Genomic DNA, 20,225 nt, shown 5'->3' with positions numbered 1-20,225 from the left:
TGGACTGCACCCCAAAAGTTGGACACTCAACTGAGTAAGGTGCAGTTTTTTATGGCAAAGCCAAAATATTCCCCTGAAACAAAACTGGCTGTGGTTAATCATTATTTGTCCGGAAAAGACGGAGAAGAGCGTACAGCCGACCGTTTTGGTGTTGAAAGAACTTCCGTCCGTCGCTGGGTCAGGGCGTGGCAACTCCACGGTATGGAAGGGCTGTCAGGGAAAAATAAACATCATTCAGCTGAATTTAAACTCGTCGTCGTCCGGGCGGTTATCCGTGACCACCTGACGATGCGTGAAGCAGCTGCCCGGTTTAATCTCTCTGCAGAAACGCTTGTCCGACACTGGGTCTGCGTGTACAACGATGCCGGAGCGGAAGGACTGCTAAACATTCAACGCGGACGGCCTGGAAAAATGACAAAACAAAAAATCCCCCCATCCCCTACAGATAAAGAACTGGAAAAACTCTCCCCCGAAGAACTCCGGGCTGAACTCCGTTACCTGCGGGCAGAGAATGCCTATCTAAAAAAGTTGAAGGCCTTGGTTCAGAGCGAAAAAAACGGCAGCAAGCCCTGATAATCAGTGAACTGAGGCATAAGCACGCTCTGCGAGACCTCCTGCGCGCGGCAGGCATGTCCCGCAGTACATGGTATTACAATATGAATGCCCTGAAGCAGGTGGACAGGCATGCCGGGCTGAAAGATAAAATCCGTGAGATATACGCCTGGCACAAAGGCCGTTATGGCTACCGCAGGATCACGCTTTCGCTGAGAAAGCAGGGTCTGCTGGTGAACCATAAAACCGTGCAGCGGCTGATGACAGAGCTGTCGCTCCGGTCTCTGATAAGGGCGAAGAAATACCGCTCATGGAAGGGGGAAACAGGCAAGGCAGCCCCCAATATCCTGAGCAGGAACTTCAGTGCATCAAAAGCCAATGAAAAATGGGTTACGGATGTTACAGAGTTCTCGCTGCAGGGTAAAAAGCTGTACCTGTCGCCGGTACTCGATCTTTTTAACCGGGAAATAATCTCCTACAGCCTGTCGGAAAGGCCGGTGATGGAGATGGTTAATACCATGCTGCGGGATGCGTTCTTAAAGCTCGGACCAGACGACGCCCCCTTGCTGCACACAGATCAGGGCTGGCAATATCGGATGGCAGGCTATCAGGCAAAGTTAAAGGCGCAGGGCATGACGCAAAGTATGTCCCGAAAAGGAAACTGTCTGGATAATGCCGTGATGGAAAACTTCTTCGGGACGCTGAAATCGGAGTGTTTTTACCTGAGTCAGTTCAGCAATATCAGCGAACTGAGGAAGGCGATAGAGGATTATATCCGTTACTACAACAACGAGCGGATAAGCCTGAAACTAAAAGGCCTGAGTCCGGTAGAGTACCGGGCCCAGGCTCTGAAGGCCGCTTAATATAAACTGTCCAGATTTATGGGGTCAGTCCACACGCTTCACCGGGCATTGATGCGTTTTTACGCGAAAGGCGTTAGCGCATTACACGGCGGTCTGGAAAATCACACCGTCCGCTTTCTCAGTGTATTGAGAGAGCTGGTCAAAGTTCAGATAGCGGTAGGTGTCTACAGCGGTTTTATCCACCTGCGCCACATAGGTCTGGTACTCTTCCGGCGTCGGCAATTTACCGATCAGTGCCGCAACCGCCGCCAGCTCCGCAGACGCCAGGTAGACGTTCGCACCGGTACCTAAACGGTTCGGGAAGTTACGCGTAGAAGTCGATACCACCGTCGCGCCGTCTGCGACACGCGCCTGGTTACCCATGCACAGTGAACAGCCCGGGATTTCAATACGCGCACCGCTCTTACCAAAGACGCTGTAGTAGCCCTCTTCGGTCAGCTGTGCCGCATCCATACGGGTTGGCGGCGCCACCCACAGACGCGTCGGCAACTGGCCTTTGTGCGCATCCAGCAGCTTGCCGGCCGCACGGAAGTGACCAATGTTGGTCATGCAGGAACCAATGAACACTTCGTCGATTTTATCGCCCTGAACATCAGAGAGCAGACGCGCATCGTCCGGATCGTTCGGTGCACAAAGGATAGGCTCTTTGATATCCGCCAGATCGATGTCGATCACCGCCGCGTACTCTGCATCAGCATCGGCTTCCAGCAGTTGCGGATCGGCCAGCCATTTTTCCATCCCCTGAATACGACGTTCCAGCGTACGACGGTCGCCGTAGCCTTCTGCGATCATCCACTTCAGCAGAACGATGTTGGAGGTCAGGTATTCCACGATCGGCTCTTTGTTCAGCTTGATGGTACAACCTGCCGCAGAACGCTCGGCGGATGCATCGGTCAGCTCAAACGCCTGCTCGACTTTCAGATCCGGCAGACCTTCGATTTCGAGAATACGGCCAGAGAAGATGTTCTTCTTGCCTTTTTTCTCAACGGTCAGCAGACCCTGTTTGATCGCATACAGAGGAATGGCATGTACCAGATCGCGCAGGGTAATACCCGGCTGCATTTTGCCTTTGAAGCGCACCAGCACCGATTCCGGCATATCCAGCGGCATCACGCCGGTCGCCGCAGCAAACGCCACCAGGCCCGAGCCCGCCGGGAAGGAGATACCAATCGGGAAACGGGTATGGGAGTCACCACCCGTACCGACGGTATCCGGCAACAGCATACGGTTCAGCCAGGAGTGGATCACGCCATCACCCGGACGCAGCGAAACACCGCCGCGGTTCATAATAAAGTCAGGCAGCGTGTGGTGCGTGGTGACGTCAACCGGCTTCGGATAGGCGGCGGTGTGACAGAAAGACTGCATCACCAGGTCCGCAGAGAAGCCCAGGCACGCCAGGTCCTTCAGTTCGTCACGGGTCATCGGGCCAGTGGTATCCTGAGAACCCACGGAGGTCATCTTCGGCTCGCAGTACGCACCCGGACGGATACCGGCTACGCCGCACGCACGACCCACCATTTTCTGCGCCAGCGAGTAACCACGGCTGCTTTCCGCCACATCTTTCGCCTGACGGAAAACGTCTGAGTGCGGCAGACCCAGCGCTTCACGCGCTTTGGTGGTCAGACCGCGACCGATGATCAGTGGGATACGGCCACCGGCACGCACTTCATCAATCAGCACGTCAGTTTTCAGTTCAAAGCTTGCCAGCAGTTCGCCGGTTTCATGGTTACGTACTTCACCTTTGAACGGGTAAACGTCAATCACATCACCCATGTTCAGGTTTGACACATCCACTTCGATCGGCAGTGCGCCTGCATCTTCCATGGTGTTGAAGAAGATAGGGGCGATTTTACCGCCGAGGCACAGACCGCCGCCGCGCTTGTTCGGCACGTGCGGAATGTCGTCGCCCATGAACCACAGCACGGAGTTGGTGGCGGATTTACGTGAAGAACCGGTCCCGACGACGTCACCGACGTAAGCCAGCGGGTAACCTTTACTCGCCAGGGCTTCGATCTGTTTGATTGGGCCAACGACACCCGGCTGATCCGGCTCAATGCCTTCACGGGCGTTTTTCAGCATCGCTAACGCGTGCAGCGGGATATCCGGACGAGACCACGCATCAGGTGCAGGAGACAGGTCATCGGTATTGGTTTCACCGGTGACTTTGAAAACGGTGACGGTCATTTTTTCAGCCAGCGGCGGACGGCTCAGGAACCATTCAGCCTCCGCCCAGGACTGCATCACCTGCTTCGCATATTCGTTCCCTGCTTTGGCTTTTTCTTCTACGTCATAGAAGTTATCGAACATCAGCAGCGTATGGGAGAGCGCTTTGGCGGCAATCGGCGCCAGTTTTGCATCGTCCAGAGCGTCAATCAGCGGATGAATGTTGTAACCACCCTGCATGGTGCCGAGCAGTTCAATCGCTTTTTCAGGCGTAATCAGTGGGGAAGTCGTTTCGCCTTTCGCGACGGCAGCGAGGAAACTGGCTTTGACATAGGCGGCTTCATCGACGCCCGGGGGAACACGGTTGATCAACAGGTCTAACAGGAATTCTTCTTCGCCCGCAGGCGGTGCTTTCAGCAGCTCAACGAGCGCGGCCATTTGGGTTGCATCTAAGGGTTTGGGCACAATCCCCTCGGCGGCACGTTCTGCTACGTGCTTACGGTATTCTTCTAGCACGACGGTTCTCCTCGCTCTCATTGTCATAGTGCGGCGCTTTATCGATGGGCGATTCTCTTCACGCTCCTGTGAGACAGCAGTTTGTAGGGTAAATGCCCGGTACCGCAATGGGCAGAATAACAGGATTTTAGTGAGGTGTTAATCTGTTTACAAAAAAGCAACATAAAAAAGTGGCTGAATCGTTAAGGATGGTCTAATACCCTTTTCGATTTCAGAAGCGGGAAATTTATCGCTGTTACGAATCGTCACACTATTTCGCATTCTTATAATCACTCTACTGTACCGATCCCAAGATTAGTCAAAAATTAAACTATCGTCTCTTTATACTCACGCAACACTGCACCTGCGGGTGGCAGCACTTCGACCATTGCGATTTCCAGGAAATCGGGAGTAAGAATATGACGTTGCCCTTTAAACCCCACGTGCTTGCGTTGATCTGTAGCGCCGGACTACTTGCTGCTTCAGGCGTGCTGTATGTCAAAAGCCGCACACCGGAAGCCCCTACGCTGCCCACGCCCCCCATTGCTGCGCAACCACTCGCGCCAGCCGAAGCGACTCCCGTTGCGAAAGTGAGCTTTACCACGGCGCAAATCGATCAATGGGTCGCGCCGATCGCCCTCTATCCGGACCCGCTGCTTTCGCAGGTTCTGATGGCCTCGACCTATCCGGCTAACGTCGTCCAGGCAGCACAATGGTCGCGCGATAATCCGACACGGCAAGGCGATGCCGCCATTCAGGCTGTCGCAAACCAGCCGTGGGATCCCAGCGTGAAGTCGCTGGTCGCCTTTCCGCAACTTATGACGCTGATGGGGGAAAACACGGAGTGGGTGCAAAACCTCGGTGATGCATTTCTGGCGCAACCGCAGGATGTGATGGACTCCGTGCAACGCCTGCGCTTACTGGCCCAGCAGACCGGCTCGCTGAAATCTACGCCGCAGCAGACGGTGACCAGCACGCCGAAAAAGAGCGTCGCGGCAGCCCCCTCAACCACCTCCTCCGCAACAAAATCCAGCGCCGTTTCCGCCGCCCCAGCCTCCACGGTAATTAAAATTGAACCTGCAGATCCGCAGGTGGTGTACGTCCCCAGCTATAATCCCGCTACGGTTTATGGCACCTGGCCCAACACCGCATACCCGCCGGTGTATCTCCCGCCTACGCCAGGCGAGCAGTTCGCTGGCAGTTTTGTTAAAGGATTCGGCTACAGCCTGGGCGTCGCCACCACCTATGCGCTGTTCAGCAATATCGACTGGGATGACGACGATCATCACCACGATGACGATCACCATCATGATGACGATCATCACGACGGTCACGGTTATCAACACAATGGCGATAACATCAATATCAACGTCGATAACTTCAACCGCATCTCCGGACAGAATCTGAAAACACAGAACATGACCTGGCAGCACAACCCGGCCTGGCGCGGCGGCGTACCGTATCAGAATGGCACGACCGCCCCGCGTTTCCACCCGACCGACGTCAGCGGCGGTCTCAGCGCTACACAGCAGCCTGCTGCGACGGCATCCCGCGACAGCCAGCGTCAGGCAGCGATGGCACAACTGCAACAGCGTCATCCGGATGCGTCTAAAGCGCTGGCTCAGCAACCGACAGCCACAACGCGTGATGCCCAGCGCAAAGCGGCCGCTCAACAGTTGAATCAGGTTGCCCAACGCAATAATTATCGCGGCTATGACGACAACAGCAACAGCGCGCGTCGTCAGAACGCGCAACAGACCTTGAAACAATCGACTACGACAGCGCAACAACTGCATCGTGACGATCTCAGGGCCAAAGCGCAGCAACGCCCGATTTCACAACCGCAGCGGGAGACGGTACGTCAGCGCGTCGAATCCTCCTCGCCACAGCAGCGTCAGGCGTTTCAGCAAAACCATGCGAATGTATTTAGCGGTAACGACAGCCGTTCGCCGAACTGGCAATCGCAGCAGCAGCGCGGTCAGGAAAGCCGCCGTCTGAGTAACATCAGTAATGAGCAACGAGCCCACATGCGCGAACGCGCATCTGAACACCATGAATTTCGCCGTCGTTAACGGGAGCCGATAATGAAAAAAGTACTGTTAAGCACCCTGCTGCTCTCGCTTCCGTTAATGAGCTACGCCCAGCAGATGTTCGCCACGCCAGACGAGGCCGCCAGCTCTTTTGCCCGTGCAATTGCCGACAATAACGATGCGCAACTGACTACCCTGTTAGGCGATAACTGGCGACAGTTTTTGCCCCCTGAAGGCGCGGACCCCGAAGCCATTGCGCGCTTTAACCGCGACTGGAAAGTCAGCCACCAGATTGTGCAACAAGGTAACGTCGCTCACCTGAACGTCGGCCAGGAGAACTGGCAGTTGCCCATCCCCATCGTGAAGGCGAGTAAAGGCTGGCATTTTGATATGTCTGCCGCGCAGGATGAGATCCTCACGCGCACGATTGGCCGCAATGAACTCTCGGCGATACAGGCCATGCGTGCTTATGTCGACGCCCAGTATGACTACTGGCAGCGCAAACAAGCATTTGCCAGCCGAATTATCAGCCATGCAGGTCAACAGGACGGTCTCTACTGGCCGGTAAAACCGGGTGAAACGCCCAGTCCCTTAGGGCCGGCTTTCAGTCCTGAGTCACCTGGCGAAGGGTATCACGGCTATTATTTCCGCATTATTGCCAGCGATAACGCGAAAGGATTTGCGCTGCTCGCCTGGCCGGTGACCTGGGGCGAAACAGGTGTGATGAGCTTCATGGTAAGTCAGGACGACCGGGTGTATCAGACGAATTTAGGGGAAGATAGCGGGCTAAAAGCCATCGCCATAGAGAAATTTACGCCACACGAGCCGTGGAAGCCGGTGGAGTAGCAGGCATAAAAAAAGCGGCATTTACGCCGCTTTTTCGTTACCGGAAGGCTGAAGATTATTTCTTCTTCTTCGCTTTTGCGTTCGGCAGGTCAGTGATGCTACCTTCGAACACTTCTGCCGCCAGGCCCACGGACTCGTGCAGAGTCGGGTGCGCGTGGATGGTCAGCGCGATGTCTTCAGCGTCACAGCCCATTTCGATTGCCAGACCGATCTCACCCAGCAGCTCGCCGCCGTTGGTACCGACAATCGCACCACCGATGACGCGGTGAGTTTCTTTGTCGAAAATCAGTTTAGTCATACCGTCTGCGCAGTCGGAAGCGATAGCACGGCCAGAAGCAGCCCACGGGAAGGTGGCGGTTTCGTAGCTGATGCCTTTCTCTTTCGCTTCTTTCTCGGTCAGACCTACCCATGCCACTTCTGGTTCAGTGTAGGCAATGGATGGGATCACTTTCGGATCGAAGTAATGCTTCATGCCGGCGATAACTTCAGCGGCAACGTGACCTTCGTGAACCCCTTTGTGCGCCAGCATCGGCTGACCGACGATATCGCCGATAGCAAAGATGTGCGGCACGTTGGTGCGCAGCTGTTTGTCAACGCGGATGAAGCCACGATCGTCCACTTCCACGCCTGCTTTGCCAGCGTCGAGGTTTTTACCGTTCGGCACACGACCGATTGCCACCAGCACGGCGTCATAACGCTGCGCTTCAGCAGGGGCTTTTTTGCCTTCCATGGAAACGTAAATACCGTCTTCTTTCGCTTCAACGGCAGTCACTTTGGTTTCCAGCATCAGGTTGAATTTCTTGCTGATGCGTTTGGTGAAGACTTTAACGATATCTTTGTCCGCCGCCGGGATAACCTGGTCGAACATTTCAACCACGTCAATCTCTGAACCCAGCGCGTGGTACACAGTACCCATTTCCAGACCGATGATACCGCCACCCATGACCAGCAGACGCTTCGGTACGGATTTCAGTTCCAGGGCGTCGGTGGAATCCCACACGCGCGGATCTTCATGAGGAATGAACGGCAACTGGATCGGACGGGAACCCGCCGCGATGATCGCGTTGTCGAAGTTGATCACGGTTTTACCGTTCTCACCTTCCACTTCCAGGGTGTTCGCCCCGGTGAATTTACCCAGACCGGTAACCACTTTCACTTTACGGCCTTTCGCCATGCCAGCCAGACCGCCGGTCAGCTGAGTGATTACTTTTTCTTTCCAGGTACGAATCTTGTCGATATCGGTTTTCGGCTCGCCGAAGACGATACCGTGTTCTGCCAGCGCTTTGGCCTCTTCGATAACTTTGGCTACGTGCAGCAGTGCTTTAGAAGGGATACAGCCGACGTTCAGACAAACACCACCGAGGGTGCTGTAACGTTCAACGATTACGGTTTCCAGACCTAAATCAGCGCAACGGAAGGCTGCAGAGTAACCTGCGGGGCCTGCCCCAAGTACCACGACCTGAGTTTTGATTTCAGTACTCATCATGACCTCTTAATTTATTTCCGGCGATCCCTGGTCTTGTCGCCCATCGTCCACCGGGTCGTTCTATCCGTCCGTATTTTACAAAATTGTTAACAATTTTGAAACAACAAAACGGCAACGATTTATCTTTAGCACTAATAACCCCAAAACCATCATGAGATTACCAGAAAAAAGCCGGCCGTCGGGCCGGCTTTTTTGCTTACATCACCAGGCGGCGAATGTCAGACAGCATATTGTTAATGATGGTAATGAAACGCGCACCATCAGCACCATCAATCACGCGGTGGTCGAAGGACAGAGAGATCGGCATCATCAGACGCGGTACGAACTCTTTACCATTCCACACTGGCTCCATCGCGGACTTGGAGACACCCAGGATCGCGACTTCAGGCGCGTTCACAATCGGTGCAAAGTGGGTCGTACCCAGGCCGCCGATGCTGGAGATGGTGAAGCAACCGCCCTGCATTTCGCCAGCCGTCAGCTTACCGTCACGCGCTTTCTTAGAGATAGCCGTCAGTTCACGAGACAGCTCGGTCACGCTCTTCTTGTTCACGTCTTTAAAGACCGGAACCACCAGACCATTCGGGGTATCTACCGCCACACCGATGTTGATGTATTTCTTCAGCGTCAGGCGCTGGCCGTCTTCGGACAAGGAGCTGTTGAAGCGTGGCATCTGTTCCAGAGCCGCAGCAACCGCTTTCATGATGAAGACCACTGGGGTGAATTTCACGTCCAGTTTGCGCTTCTCAGCCTCAGCGTTCTGCTGTTTACGGAACGCTTCCAGGTCGGTGATATCGGTTTTGTCGAAGTGGGTAACGTGCGGGATCATCACCCAGTTACGGCTCAGGTTAGCACCAGAGATTTTCTGAATGCGGCCCAGTTCCACTTCTTCGATTTCACCAAACTTGCTGAAGTCGACTTTCGGCCATGGCAGCATGCCCGGGATACCGCCACCTGCTGCGGCTGCCGGAGCAGCTTCCGCACGCTTGATAGCGTCTTTCACGTAAGCCTGAACGTCTTCGCGCAAGATACGACCTTTACGGCCTGTGCCCTTCACTTTCGCCAGGTTCACGCCGAACTCGCGCGCCAGACGGCGAATCAGTGGGGTCGCATGAACGTAAGCATCGTTCTCAGCAAACTCAGATTTGCCTTCAGCTTTTGCGGCCGGAGCAGCGGCAGCTGGCGCAGGTGCAGATGCAGCGGCTGGAGCCGGTGCGGCAGCCTGCTGTGGCGCGGCAGCAGCAGGTGCTGCGCCTTCCACTTCGAAGACCATAATCAGAGAGCCGGTTTTCACTTTATCGCCGGTGCTGATCTTGATTTCTTTAACGGTACCCGCGAACGGCGCCGGCACTTCCATAGAAGCTTTGTCGCCTTCAACGGTGATCAGTGATTGCTCAGCGGTCACTTTATCGCCCACTTTCACCATCACTTCGGTCACTTCAACTTCGTCACCGCCGATATCCGGTACGTTAACGTCTTTCGCGCCAGTGGCTGCTGGTGCAGCAGCCGGGGCCGGAGCAGCGGCCTGTGCAGGCGCGGCAGCAGGTGCAGCACCCGCCACTTCGAAGACCATGATCAGGGAGCCGGTAGACACTTTGTCGCCGGTGTTGATTTTGATCTCTTTCACGGTACCCGCAAACGGCGCCGGCACTTCCATAGAAGCTTTGTCGCCTTCTACGGTGATCAGGGACTGTTCAGCGGCAACGGTATCGCCCACTTTGACCATGATCTCAGTCACTTCAACTTCGTCACCGCCGATGTCGGGTACATGGACGTCTTTCGCTGCTGCAGCTGCAGGTGCTGCTGCCGGAGCGGCTTCTTTCTTCTCTTCTGCCGGAGCAGGTGCAGCGGCTGCTGCACCGTCAGCGGAATCGAAAATCATGATCAATTTGCCAGTCTCTGTTTTGTCGCCAACAGAGACTTTGATCTCTTTGACAACGCCAGCCTGTGGAGACGGAACTTCCATAGAGGCTTTATCGCCTTCTACGGTGATCAGCGACTGTTCGGCTTCTACCTTGTCGCCTACTTTGACCAGGATCTCGGTGATTTCAACTTCATCTGCCCCGATGTCCGGTACTTTGATTTCGATAGCCATTATTCTTTTACCTCTTACGCCAGACGCGGGTTAACTTTTTCTGCATCGATGTTGAATTTGGTAATTGCATCCGCAACCACTTTCTTATCGATTTCGCCACGTTTAGCCAGTTCGCCCAGTGCCGCGACTACCACGTAGGAAGCATCCACTTCGAAGTGGTGACGCAGGTTTTCACGGCTGTCAGAGCGACCGAAACCGTCGGTACCCAGTACGCGATAATCATCAGCCGGTACATAAGTACGAACCTGTTCGGCAAACAGTTTCATATAGTCAGTTGATGCTACAGCCGGCGCGTCGTTCATCACCTGAGCGATGTACGGAACGCGCGGGGTTTCCAGTGGGTGCAGCATGTTCCAGCGTTCACAGTCCTGACCATCACGTGCCAGTTCGGTGAAGGAGGTGACGCTGTACACGTCAGAACCCACGCCGTAGTCTTTCGCCAGGATCTCTGCCGCTTCACGAACGTGACGCAGGATAGAACCGGAGCCCAGCAGCTGAACTTTACCTTTGCTACCTTCCAGGGTTTCGAGTTTGTAGATACCTTTACGGATACCTTCCTCAGCACCTTCCGGCATGGCTGGCATGTGGTAGTTTTCGTTCAGCGTGGTGATGTAGTAGTAAACGTTCTCTTGTTTCTCACCGTACATACGCTCCAGACCATCGTGCATGATGACCGCAACTTCGTAGGCATAAGACGGATCGTAAGAGATACAGTTCGGGATAGTCAGAGACTGAATATGGCTGTGACCATCTTCGTGCTGCAGACCTTCACCGTTCAGCGTTGTACGACCAGACGTCCCGCCAATAAGGAAGCCACGCGCCTGCTGGTCACCTGCTGCCCAGCACAGGTCGCCGATACGCTGGAAACCGAACATGGAGTAGTAGATGTAGAACGGAATCATCGGCAGATCGTTGGTGCTATAGGAAGTCGCCGCGGCCAGCCAGGAAGACCCTGCGCCCAGCTCGTTGATCCCTTCCTGCAGAATCTGACCTTTCTCGTCTTCTTTGTAGTACGCAACCTGTTCACGGTCCTGCGGGGTGTACTGCTGGCCGTTCGGGCTGTAAATACCAATCTGACGGAACAGACCTTCCATACCGAAAGTACGCGCTTCGTCGGCGATGATCGGAACCAGACGATCTTTGATCGATTTGTTCTTCAGCATCACGTTCAGGGCACGAACGAAAGCGATGGTCGTAGAGATTTCTTTGTTCTGCTCTTCCAGCAGCGCGCCGAAGTCTTCCAGGGTCGGCAGTTCCAGCTTCTCAGTGAAGTTCGGCTGACGGCTCGGCAGGTAGCCGTGCAGCGCCTGGCGGCGTTCGTGCAGGTATTTGTGCTCTTCAGAACCTTCAGGGAAGGTAATGTAAGACAGTTTTTCAACCTGCTCGTCAGTAACCGGAACATTGAAACGGTCGCGAATATAGCGCACGCCATCCATGTTCATTTTCTTCACCTGGTGAGCGATGTTTTTACCTTCGGCGGTGTCACCCATGCCATAACCTTTGATGGTATGGGCCAGGATGACGGTGGCTTTGCCTTTGGTTTCCTGCGCTTTTTTCAGTGCAGCGTAGACTTTCTTCGGATCGTGACCACCACGGTTCAGCGCCCAGATCTGCTCATCAGTCCAGTCGGCAACCAGTGCTGCGGTTTCCGGATATTTACCGAAGAAATGCTCACGAACGTATGCGCCATCTTTGGATTTGAAGGTCTGGTAGTCGCCGTCAACGGTTTCGTTCATCAGTTGGATCAGTTTACCGCTGGTGTCTTTACGCAGCAGCTCATCCCAACGACCGCCCCACATCACTTTGATTACGTTCCAGCCAGCACCTTCGAAGATGCCTTCCAGCTCGTTAACGATTTTGCCGTTACCGGTGACCGGGCCGTCCAGACGCTGCAGGTTACAGTTGATGACGAAGACCAGGTTATCCAGTTTTTCACGGGTCGCAATGGTGATAGCACCCTTGGATTCCGGCTCGTCCATCTCACCGTCGCCAAGGAAAGCGTAAACGGTCTGTTTAGAGGTGTCTTTCAGGCCACGGTGTTCCAGATATTTCAGGAACTTAGCCTGATAGATCGCACCGATTGGGCCCAGACCCATAGAAACGGTCGGGAACTGCCAGAATTCTGGCATCAGTTTCGGGTGCGGGTAGGAAGACAGGCCATTGCCATGAACTTCCTGACGGAAATTGTCCATCTGCTCTTCAGTCAGACGGCCTTCCAGGAATGCACGTGCGTAAATGCCCGGGGAGATGTGGCCCTGGAAGTACACCAGGTCGCCGCCATCCTGCTCATTGCGGGCACGGAAGAAGTGGTTGAAGCACACATCGTACACGGTCGCAGAAGACTGGAAGGATGCCATGTGGCCGCCCAGCTCGAGGTCTTTTTTAGACGCACGCAGCACGGTCATGATGGCGTTCCAACGGATAGCAGAACGAATACGACGCTCCAGCTCCAGATTGCCCGGATATTCCGGCTCATCTTCAACGGCAATAGTGTTGATGTAATTGCTTGCCCCTGTACCTGCCGCTACTTTCACGCCGCCTTTGCGGGCTTCAGAAAGAAGCTGGTCAATCAGATACTGAGCGCGCTCAACACCTTCTTCACGGATGACCGATTCGATCGCCTGTAGCCAGTCGCGAGTTTCGATCGGATCCACGTCATTTGGGAAACGTTCTGACATGGGGGTATTCCTTATCTATCTAATACGTTGAGTTATCTGGAACCTGTCCCATTGCGCTCTTTGTTCTTCATTCTTCAGGTTGTCTCTTTGTTGGCTGCGCTTCCTTGCGCCAGTCACATAGTTCACTATGCTCCTGGCGACTCGCGCGCTTGCCGCCGCGATACAAGCCGAATTATTTTGAACAACTAAAAGTGCAATAAGACAGGTTCTGCGTTTAGTTGCCGCGCCTTTCATTCATTAGCGCTTGATTTACAACATCTTCTGGCTAACGAGCTACCAGAAAAATCACTAATTCTTTCGCTGCTCCAGACGACGTAAGGCGCGTTCACGACGGCTCTCCTCACGGCTGCGGTCGAGCAGAATCTCTTCGATAAACGCCAGATGGCGATGTGATGCTTCACGCGCCTCTTCTGGCTTACCGGCAATAATCGCTTCGAAAATACGGGTGCGGTGACCACTCACCAGCGGAAGCATCTCGCGACGCGAATAGAGCAACTCGAAGTTCTGACGTACGTTCTGGGCCAGCATGGGCTCCATACACCTTAGCAGATGAAGTAACACCACATTGTGCGCAGCTTCGGTGACAGCAATTTGATACTGGAGGACCGCATCGGACTCGGCATCGCGGTCACCCGACTCTTGCGCCAGTTCAATGGCATGATGCAATTCACGAATACGTGTTTTGTCTTCATCCGTACTGCGCAACGCTGCGTAGTATGCAGCAATGCCTTCCAGCGCATGGCGCGTCTCAAGCAGGTCAAACTGGGATTCAGGATGGTCGGAGAGCAGTTCTACCAGTGGATCGCTAAAGCTCTGCCACAGGCTACTCTGAACAAAAGTGCCGCCGCCCTGGCGACGAAGCAGCAATCCCTTCGCTTCGAGACGTTGAATCGCCTCACGCAAGGAGGGACGGGAGACGTCGAACTGTTTCGCCAGTTCGCGTTCCGGTGGGAGTTTTTCGCCCGGGCGTAGTGTGCCCTCAAGAATCAAAAACTCCAGCTGTTGCTCAATCACATCGGATAATTTTGGTTGGCGGATTTTGCTGTAGGCCATGATGTCCTGTCTTAAGCCATTTGCCCGAAGTCAATTGGTCTTACCAATTTCATATCTGTGACGCTAAAGTAACAAAGTATTCACCTTATGTCCATACAGGTTTTGATTGAAATCAGTAAAGCAGGCACATTTTAACAACATCACAGAAATATCGTTTCAAACATGTAACTATGCACAAATGTTAAATTTACCACCCGCGAGGTAGTTTTAACCTTATTGAAACGAAGAAAAATCCTGGTTGAACCGATTCAGATGCATTTTTATGCATATTTTATGTATAGGTAATCACTTTATATCTTACAGAAGTGTTATCAGGGAATAAGAGGCGGGATAGACAACTGCTCTCTTTTTATTCAACTCGTCATCATCCATTCACAAAGCAGGTGCATTCCCTGCCACATACCATTATTCTGTTCCGGACAAAAGAGTTTCGGCGACATTTTAAAATTCATTGCTGTAAACATAATAATACAACAGACGGAATTGCAAACTTACACGCATCTCTGCGTAGGACAAATAATAATTACTCAAATTGCCCGGTCGCCGTCACGCGGCCGGGTACTGAAGGGTAAACCACTCACGAGGTTTCATGATGGACAGTCAGCAGCACGGCGAGCAGCTAAAGCGCGGCCTTAAGAACCGCCATATCCAGCTTATCGCGCTGGGCGGCGCGATAGGAACAGGCCTGTTCCTGGGAAGCGCCTCCGTAATTCAGTCCGCTGGCCCCGGTATTATTCTGGGTTATGCGATAGCCGGTTTTATTGCCTTCCTTATTATGCGCCAGTTGGGTGAAATGGTGGTTGAGGAGCCGGTCGCCGGTTCATTCAGTCACTTTGCCTACAAGTACTGGGGGAGTTTTGCGGGATTTGCATCGGGCTGGAACTATTGGGTGCTGTATGTGCTGGTTGCAATGGCGGAATTGACCGCCGTCGGCAAGTACATTCAGTTCTGGTGGCCGGAGATCCCCACCTGGGTTTCGGCAGCCGTTTTCTTTATTGCGATCAACGCCATCAACCTGACCAACGTAAAAGTGTTCGGTGAGATGGAGTTCTGGTTTGCGATCATCAAAGTCATCGCCGTGGTCGCGATGATCCTGTTCGGCGGCTGGCTGCTGTTCAGCGGCAATGGCGGCCCGCAGGCAACCGTGCGTAACCTGTGGGAACAGGGCGGCTTCCTGCCTCATGGTATGACCGGGCTGGTAATGATGATGGCGATCATCATGTTCTCTTTCGGCGGGCTCGAGCTGGTCGGTATCACCGCAGCCGAAGCCGATAACCCGGAGCAGAGCATTCCCAAAGCCACCAACCAGGTAATCTATCGTATTCTGATTTTCTATGTGGGTTCACTGGCCGTTCTGCTTTCCCTGCTGCCGTGGACGCGTGTCACCGCTGACACCAGCCCGTTTGTCCTAATCTTCCACGAGCTGGGCGATACCTTCGTGGCGAACGCGCTGAATATCGTGGTTCTGACGGCGGCACTGTCGGTATACAACAGTTGCGTTTACTGTAACAGCCGCATGCTGTTTGGTCTGGCGCAACAGGGTAACGCCCCGAAAATCCTGCTCACTATCGACAAACGCGGCGTGCCGGTGAATACCATCATCGTTTCGGCGCTGGTGACGGCGCTGTGCGTACTGATCAACTACATGGCGCCAGAATCCGCCTTCGGCCTGCTGATGGCGCTGGTGGTCTCCGCACTGGTGATCAACTGGGCGATGATCAGTCTGGCGCACATCAAATTCCGCCGCGCGAAGCAGCAACAGGGAGTGAAAACCCGCTTCCCGGCGCTGTTCTACCCGCTGGGTAACTGGGTCTGTCTGGCCTTCATGGCGGCGGTGCTGGTAATTATGCTGATGACGCCGGGTATGGCGATTTCGGTTTACCTGATCCCGGTATGGCTGGTTGTTCTTGGCATCGGTTATCTGTGCAAACAGAAATCCGCGAAGACAGCGAAAGCCCATTAATTTCTTGAACCCTCACCCGTCGTGGGTGAGGGTTGTTACCTGCCTCACACTTTCTCCCCAACAGCCATTTCGTCCATATCAGCGGCGCTATCCTGCAACGCAATTAAAGGCTTACAGACGAATAATTCTTTCCATCACCTTGATGGGGAGACATCTCAATGGATACAGGTAAGCTGTCGGTAAGAGAAAAGATTGGTTATGGCATGGGCGATGCCGGATGCAACATCATCTTTGGCGCTATCATGCTGTTTGTTAACTATTTTTATACGGATATTTTTGGTCTCGCCCCGGCTCTGGTAGGGGTGTTATTACTGTCAGTACGCGTTATCGACGCCGTTACTGACCCCATTATGGGCGCTATTGCTGACCGAACCCAAAGCAAATATGGCCGTTTTCGTCCATGGTTATTGTGGATTGCCTTCCCTTACGCGCTGTTCAGCATTCTGATGTTCACCACCCCGGAGTGGACTTATAGCAGCAAGGTTATCTATGCGTTTGTCACATACTTCCTGCTGTCGATTACTTATACGGCGATCAACATTCCTTATTGCTCATTGGGCGGCGTGATCACCAACGATCCGAAAGAACGCGTGGCCTGCCAGTCTTACCGCTTTGTACTGGTCGGTATCGCGACGTTGCTGCTGTCGCTCACTCTACTGCCAATGGTCGACTGGTTTGGCGGCGACAACAAAGCGAAGGGCTATCAACTGGCGATGACCGTGCTGGCCATTATCGGCATGTGTATGTTCCTGTTCTGCTTTGCCACCGTTCGTGAACGTGTGCGCCCTGCCGTTCCCACGCACGATGACATGAAAAACGACTTCAAAGACGTGTGGAAGAACGACCAGTGGGTACGCATACTGCTGCTGACGCTGTGCAACGTCTGTCCGGGCTTTATCCGTATGGCGGCAACCATGTACTACGTCACCTGGGTCATGGGACAAAGCACCCATTTCGCCACGATCTTTATCAGTCTCGGCGTGGTCGGCATGATGATCGGTAGCGTGTTGGCGAAAGTGCTGACCGACCGCTGGTGCAAGCTAAAGGTTTTCTTCTGGACCAACATCGCGCTGGCCCTTTTCTCCTGCGCGTTTTACTTCTTCGATCCCAAAGCCACGATGATGATTGTCGTGCTCTACTTCCTGCTTAACATTTTGCACCAAATCCCGTCGCCGCTGCACTGGTCGCTGATGGCAGACGTTGACGACTACGGCGAATGGAAAACCGGCAAGCGCATTACCGGCATAAGCTTTTCCGGCAACCTGTTCTTCCTGAAACTCGGTCTGGCGATTGCCGGGGCGATGGTTGGCTTTCTGCTCTCGTGGTACGGCTACGATGCCGGGGCGAAAGCGCAAAGCGACTCCGCGATCAACGGCATCATGCTGCTCTTTACCGTGATTCCGGGAGTCGGCTATCTGATTACCGCCGGCGTAGTACGTCTGTTGAAAGTCGACCGCGAACTGATGAAACAGATTCAGGACGATCTGGAAAAACGCCGCGCTAACTACCGCGAACTCAATGATTATCAGGAACTGAAAGCCACTGAAACCGTAAGGAAAGCCTGATGCAAAACTGGCCTAACCCGTTTATTGAACAACGCGCCGATCCGTTTATCCTGCGCGACGGCAGCGACTATTACTTTATTGCCTCAGTGCCAGAGTACGACCGACTGGAAATCCGGCGGGCGGATTCGCTGGAAGGATTACGTACAGCGTCACCCGTTGTCGTCTGGCGCAAACCCGAACACGGCCCGATGAGCGAGCTGATCTGGGCACCGGAAATTCATCACCTCGATGGTAGATGGGTCATCTACTTTGCCGCCGCGCATACTCAGGCGCTCGACAAACTGGGCATGTTTCAGCATCGGATGTACGCGCTGGAGTGTACAGATCCCGATCCGCTCACCGGCAACTGGGTCGAAAAGGGTCAAGTGAAAACACCGTTTGATACCTTTGCACTCGATGCCACAACATTCCACCATCAGGGAAAACAGTGGTATCTGTGGGCGCAAAAATCCCCAGATATCGCCGGTAACTCCAACATTTATCTGGCGGAGTTGGAAAATCCCTGGACGATTAAAGGCCAGCCGGTGATGCTCAGCAAACCGGAGTACGACTGGGAGTGTCGGGGTTTTTGGGTCAACGAAGGTCCGGCAGTATTAACCCACGGTGACAGGCTGTTTATCAGCTACTCCGCCAGCGCCACGGATGAAAATTACTGCATGGGACTGTTATGGATTGATATTCACGCCGATCCGCTGAATCCGGCAAACTGGCATAAATCCCCGCTGCCGGTGTTTACCACCAGCAATGAAAATCGCCAGTATGGACCCGGGCACAACAGCTTTACCCAAACGCCGGAAGGCGATGACGTGCTGGTGTATCACGCGCGTAACTACACCGAAATTGAAGGCGATCCGCTCTACGATCCCAATCGGCATACCCGTCTGAAGCTGATTCACTGGGATGACCACGGAATGCCAGACTTCGGCATCCCGCCCGCAGATACGCTTTAACATCATTGCCCGGTAACACGCAACTTACCGGGCGTCCTGCCAGGACGTTAAATCAACGTGCCATAAATGGTGAGCACGGCAATCACCACCACTAAGGCAAACGACGTTTTCTTCGCCATGGAAACGGCCGCTTTTGGCGTTTCAACCTTATCGGTATGCGACTCACGCGCCAGCGAGAACTGCGCCAGGCGTGTTAACACCTGATATTGCGAAGTACGCAGATCCGCCAGAGAGGCAAACCACGCGGGCAACGCTTTTTCTCCATGACCGATCAGGGCATACACCACGCCCGCCAGACGCACCGGGATCCAGTCGAGAACATGAAGAATGGCATCGATGCCGGACTGTAAGCGCTCATGCGGCGTCTGGTAACGCGCCAGCCAGGACTGCCACGAACGCAGGAAGGCATAGCCCACCAGCAGTACCGGTCCACATGGACCACCGACGATCAGCCAGAACAGCGGTGCGATATAGAAACGGAAGTTAATCCACAGCAGCGCATTTTGCAGTTCACGCAAAAACTCACGCTCATTGCAATCCGGTGGAACGCCATGAATCAACGTCAGTTCGCTGGCCATCGCCGTTCGGGCATGCGCATCATCGCGAGACGCCGCGTTAAGGTAAGCGTGATAGTGCATCCGCACTTTGCCCGCGCCAATGCACAGCAACCCAATCAGGATCCACGCCACAATCGTTGGCACATTAAACAGCAGTCCATCGAGCGCTCGCAGCAACAGGAATGTGACCACCATTGCGATGATCATCATCCCGAGCGTACGCGCCATTGAGAAGCGTTTGACCCGGCGAAAAAAAGTTTCTAAACGGTGATCGAACTGCCAGTGTTCGCCCAGCTTAAACAGGCGCTCGACAAGCAGCACCAGTAATGTCGTAAATAGCGTCATGTCATCTCCTTATCTGACGAGGCGGTGACCAGGGCGCGAAACTTTGCCCAGTCAAAAGCCGGACCGGGATCGGTCTTACGCTCAGGCGCAATATCACAGTGTCCGGTTATGTTTTCGGCAACGGCCGGGTAAATCTTTATTAATGCACGCGTGATGGCAGCCAGTTGTTGGTACTGGACATCGGTGTAGGCCAGCGTATCAGTCCCTTCCAGCTCAATACCAATCGAAAAATCATTGCAGCGTTCACGTCCATGATAATTCGACACGCCGGCATGCCATGCACGCTTATCAAAAGGAACATACTGAACGATTTCGCCATCACGGCGAATCAGACAATGAGCGGAAACGCGAAGATGCGCGATTTCGGCAAAAAAGGGATGGGCATTGGGATCAATTGTTCCAGTGAATAGTGCGTCAATCCACGGACCGCCAAACTCGCCGGGCGGCAGGCTGATATTGTGCACCACCAGTAACGAAGGGACTTCATCATCCGGGCGGCAATCGTGGTGCGGAGAAGGAACGCGTCGCGCTTCCGCCAGCCAGCCCTTGTCTAACAACATGCTGAATCTCCTTTTGAGTGGTGCTTA

13 protein-coding genes are annotated in these 20,225 nt (G+C 54.0%); 6 read left to right on the top strand and 7 right to left on the bottom strand.

What is annotated here, in order from left to right:
* Nucleotides 1-51 precede the first annotated feature (51 nt).
* Nucleotides 52-1,415 (top strand): IS3 family transposase gene (locus AOY24_RS24840; RefSeq protein ID WP_099433379.1). Its coding sequence is split into 2 segments (ribosomal slippage): nucleotides 52-520 and nucleotides 520-1,415, totalling 1,365 coding nucleotides; the frame shifts between segments, so codons are not numbered across the junction.
* A gap of 81 nt (nucleotides 1,416-1,496) precedes the next feature.
* Here the strand turns inward: AOY24_RS24840 and acnB are convergent.
* Nucleotides 1,497-4,094 (bottom strand): bifunctional aconitate hydratase 2/2-methylisocitrate dehydratase, encoded by a 2,598-nt coding sequence (gene acnB, locus AOY24_RS08150; protein WP_042997908.1) that lies wholly within the window; start codon nucleotides 4,092-4,094, stop codon nucleotides 1,497-1,499.
* 398 nt (nucleotides 4,095-4,492) lie between these two features.
* On the opposite strand from acnB, the gene AOY24_RS08145 reads away from it, so the two are divergent.
* Together AOY24_RS08145 and AOY24_RS08140 are read left to right on the top strand one after the other, a co-directional pair.
* Nucleotides 4,493-6,145: a DUF3300 domain-containing protein gene (locus tag AOY24_RS08145; protein WP_044255437.1), complete on the top strand. Its 1,653-nt coding sequence runs from the start codon at nucleotides 4,493-4,495 to the stop codon at nucleotides 6,143-6,145.
* Nucleotides 6,146-6,157: 12 nt separating this feature from the next.
* The gene (locus AOY24_RS08140; protein WP_044255440.1) at nucleotides 6,158-6,949 is read left to right on the top strand and encodes a DUF2950 family protein; all 792 of its coding nucleotides are present in this window, start codon (nucleotides 6,158-6,160) and stop codon (nucleotides 6,947-6,949) included.
* Between the two features lie 55 nt (nucleotides 6,950-7,004).
* On the opposite strand, the gene lpdA is transcribed toward AOY24_RS08140, so the two are convergent.
* The 4 genes from lpdA to pdhR form a co-directional block, all read right to left on the bottom strand.
* A complete protein-coding gene (lpdA, locus tag AOY24_RS08135; RefSeq protein ID WP_042997911.1) occupies nucleotides 7,005-8,432 on the bottom strand; it encodes a dihydrolipoyl dehydrogenase in 1,428 nt (475 codons plus the stop codon).
* 199 nt (nucleotides 8,433-8,631) lie between these two features.
* A complete protein-coding gene (gene aceF, locus AOY24_RS08130; protein WP_054176457.1) occupies nucleotides 8,632-10,527 on the bottom strand; it encodes a pyruvate dehydrogenase complex dihydrolipoyllysine-residue acetyltransferase in 1,896 nt (631 codons plus the stop codon).
* Between the two features lie 14 nt (nucleotides 10,528-10,541).
* A complete protein-coding gene (gene aceE / locus AOY24_RS08125; RefSeq protein WP_042997913.1) occupies nucleotides 10,542-13,205 on the bottom strand; it encodes a pyruvate dehydrogenase (acetyl-transferring), homodimeric type in 2,664 nt (887 codons plus the stop codon).
* A 288-nt stretch (nucleotides 13,206-13,493) separates the two neighbouring features.
* Nucleotides 13,494-14,258, bottom strand: a complete 765-nt coding sequence (pdhR, locus tag AOY24_RS08120; protein ID WP_042997914.1) for a pyruvate dehydrogenase complex transcriptional repressor PdhR — start codon at nucleotides 14,256-14,258, stop codon at nucleotides 13,494-13,496.
* 589 nt (nucleotides 14,259-14,847) lie between these two features.
* Between pdhR and aroP the strand changes: the two genes are divergently transcribed.
* The 3 genes from aroP (at nucleotide 14,848) to AOY24_RS08105 (ending at nucleotide 18,736) form a co-directional block, all read left to right on the top strand.
* Nucleotides 14,848-16,221, top strand: coding sequence for an aromatic amino acid transporter AroP (aroP, locus tag AOY24_RS08115; RefSeq protein ID WP_086512694.1), 1,374 nt, complete (start codon nucleotides 14,848-14,850; stop codon nucleotides 16,219-16,221).
* Between the two features lie 158 nt (nucleotides 16,222-16,379).
* The gene (locus AOY24_RS08110) at nucleotides 16,380-17,786 is read left to right on the top strand and encodes a glycoside-pentoside-hexuronide (GPH):cation symporter (protein WP_054176456.1); all 1,407 of its coding nucleotides are present in this window, start codon (nucleotides 16,380-16,382) and stop codon (nucleotides 17,784-17,786) included.
* Nucleotides 17,786-18,736, top strand: a complete 951-nt coding sequence (locus AOY24_RS08105) for a family 43 glycosylhydrolase (protein WP_054176455.1) — start codon at nucleotides 17,786-17,788, stop codon at nucleotides 18,734-18,736. The genes AOY24_RS08110 and AOY24_RS08105 overlap by 1 nt, the downstream gene beginning before the upstream one ends.
* Before the next feature lie 47 nt (nucleotides 18,737-18,783).
* Here the strand turns inward: AOY24_RS08105 and ampE are convergent, their stop codons facing one another.
* Together ampE and ampD are read right to left on the bottom strand one after the other, a co-directional pair.
* Nucleotides 18,784-19,638 (bottom strand): beta-lactamase regulator AmpE, encoded by an 855-nt coding sequence (gene ampE / locus AOY24_RS08100; RefSeq protein WP_044255451.1) that lies wholly within the window; start codon nucleotides 19,636-19,638, stop codon nucleotides 18,784-18,786.
* A complete protein-coding gene (gene ampD, locus AOY24_RS08095; protein WP_042997919.1) occupies nucleotides 19,635-20,198 on the bottom strand; it encodes a 1,6-anhydro-N-acetylmuramyl-L-alanine amidase AmpD in 564 nt (187 codons plus the stop codon). Before ampD ends, ampE begins: the two co-directional genes overlap by 4 nt.
* Nucleotides 20,199-20,225 lie beyond the last annotated feature (27 nt).

This window comes from Citrobacter sp. CtB7.12 (assembly GCF_001297795.1).
GTDB lineage: Bacteria > Pseudomonadota > Gammaproteobacteria > Enterobacterales > Enterobacteriaceae > Citrobacter_A > Citrobacter_A amalonaticus.
This window is presented reverse-complemented; position numbering and strand designations above follow the sequence as displayed.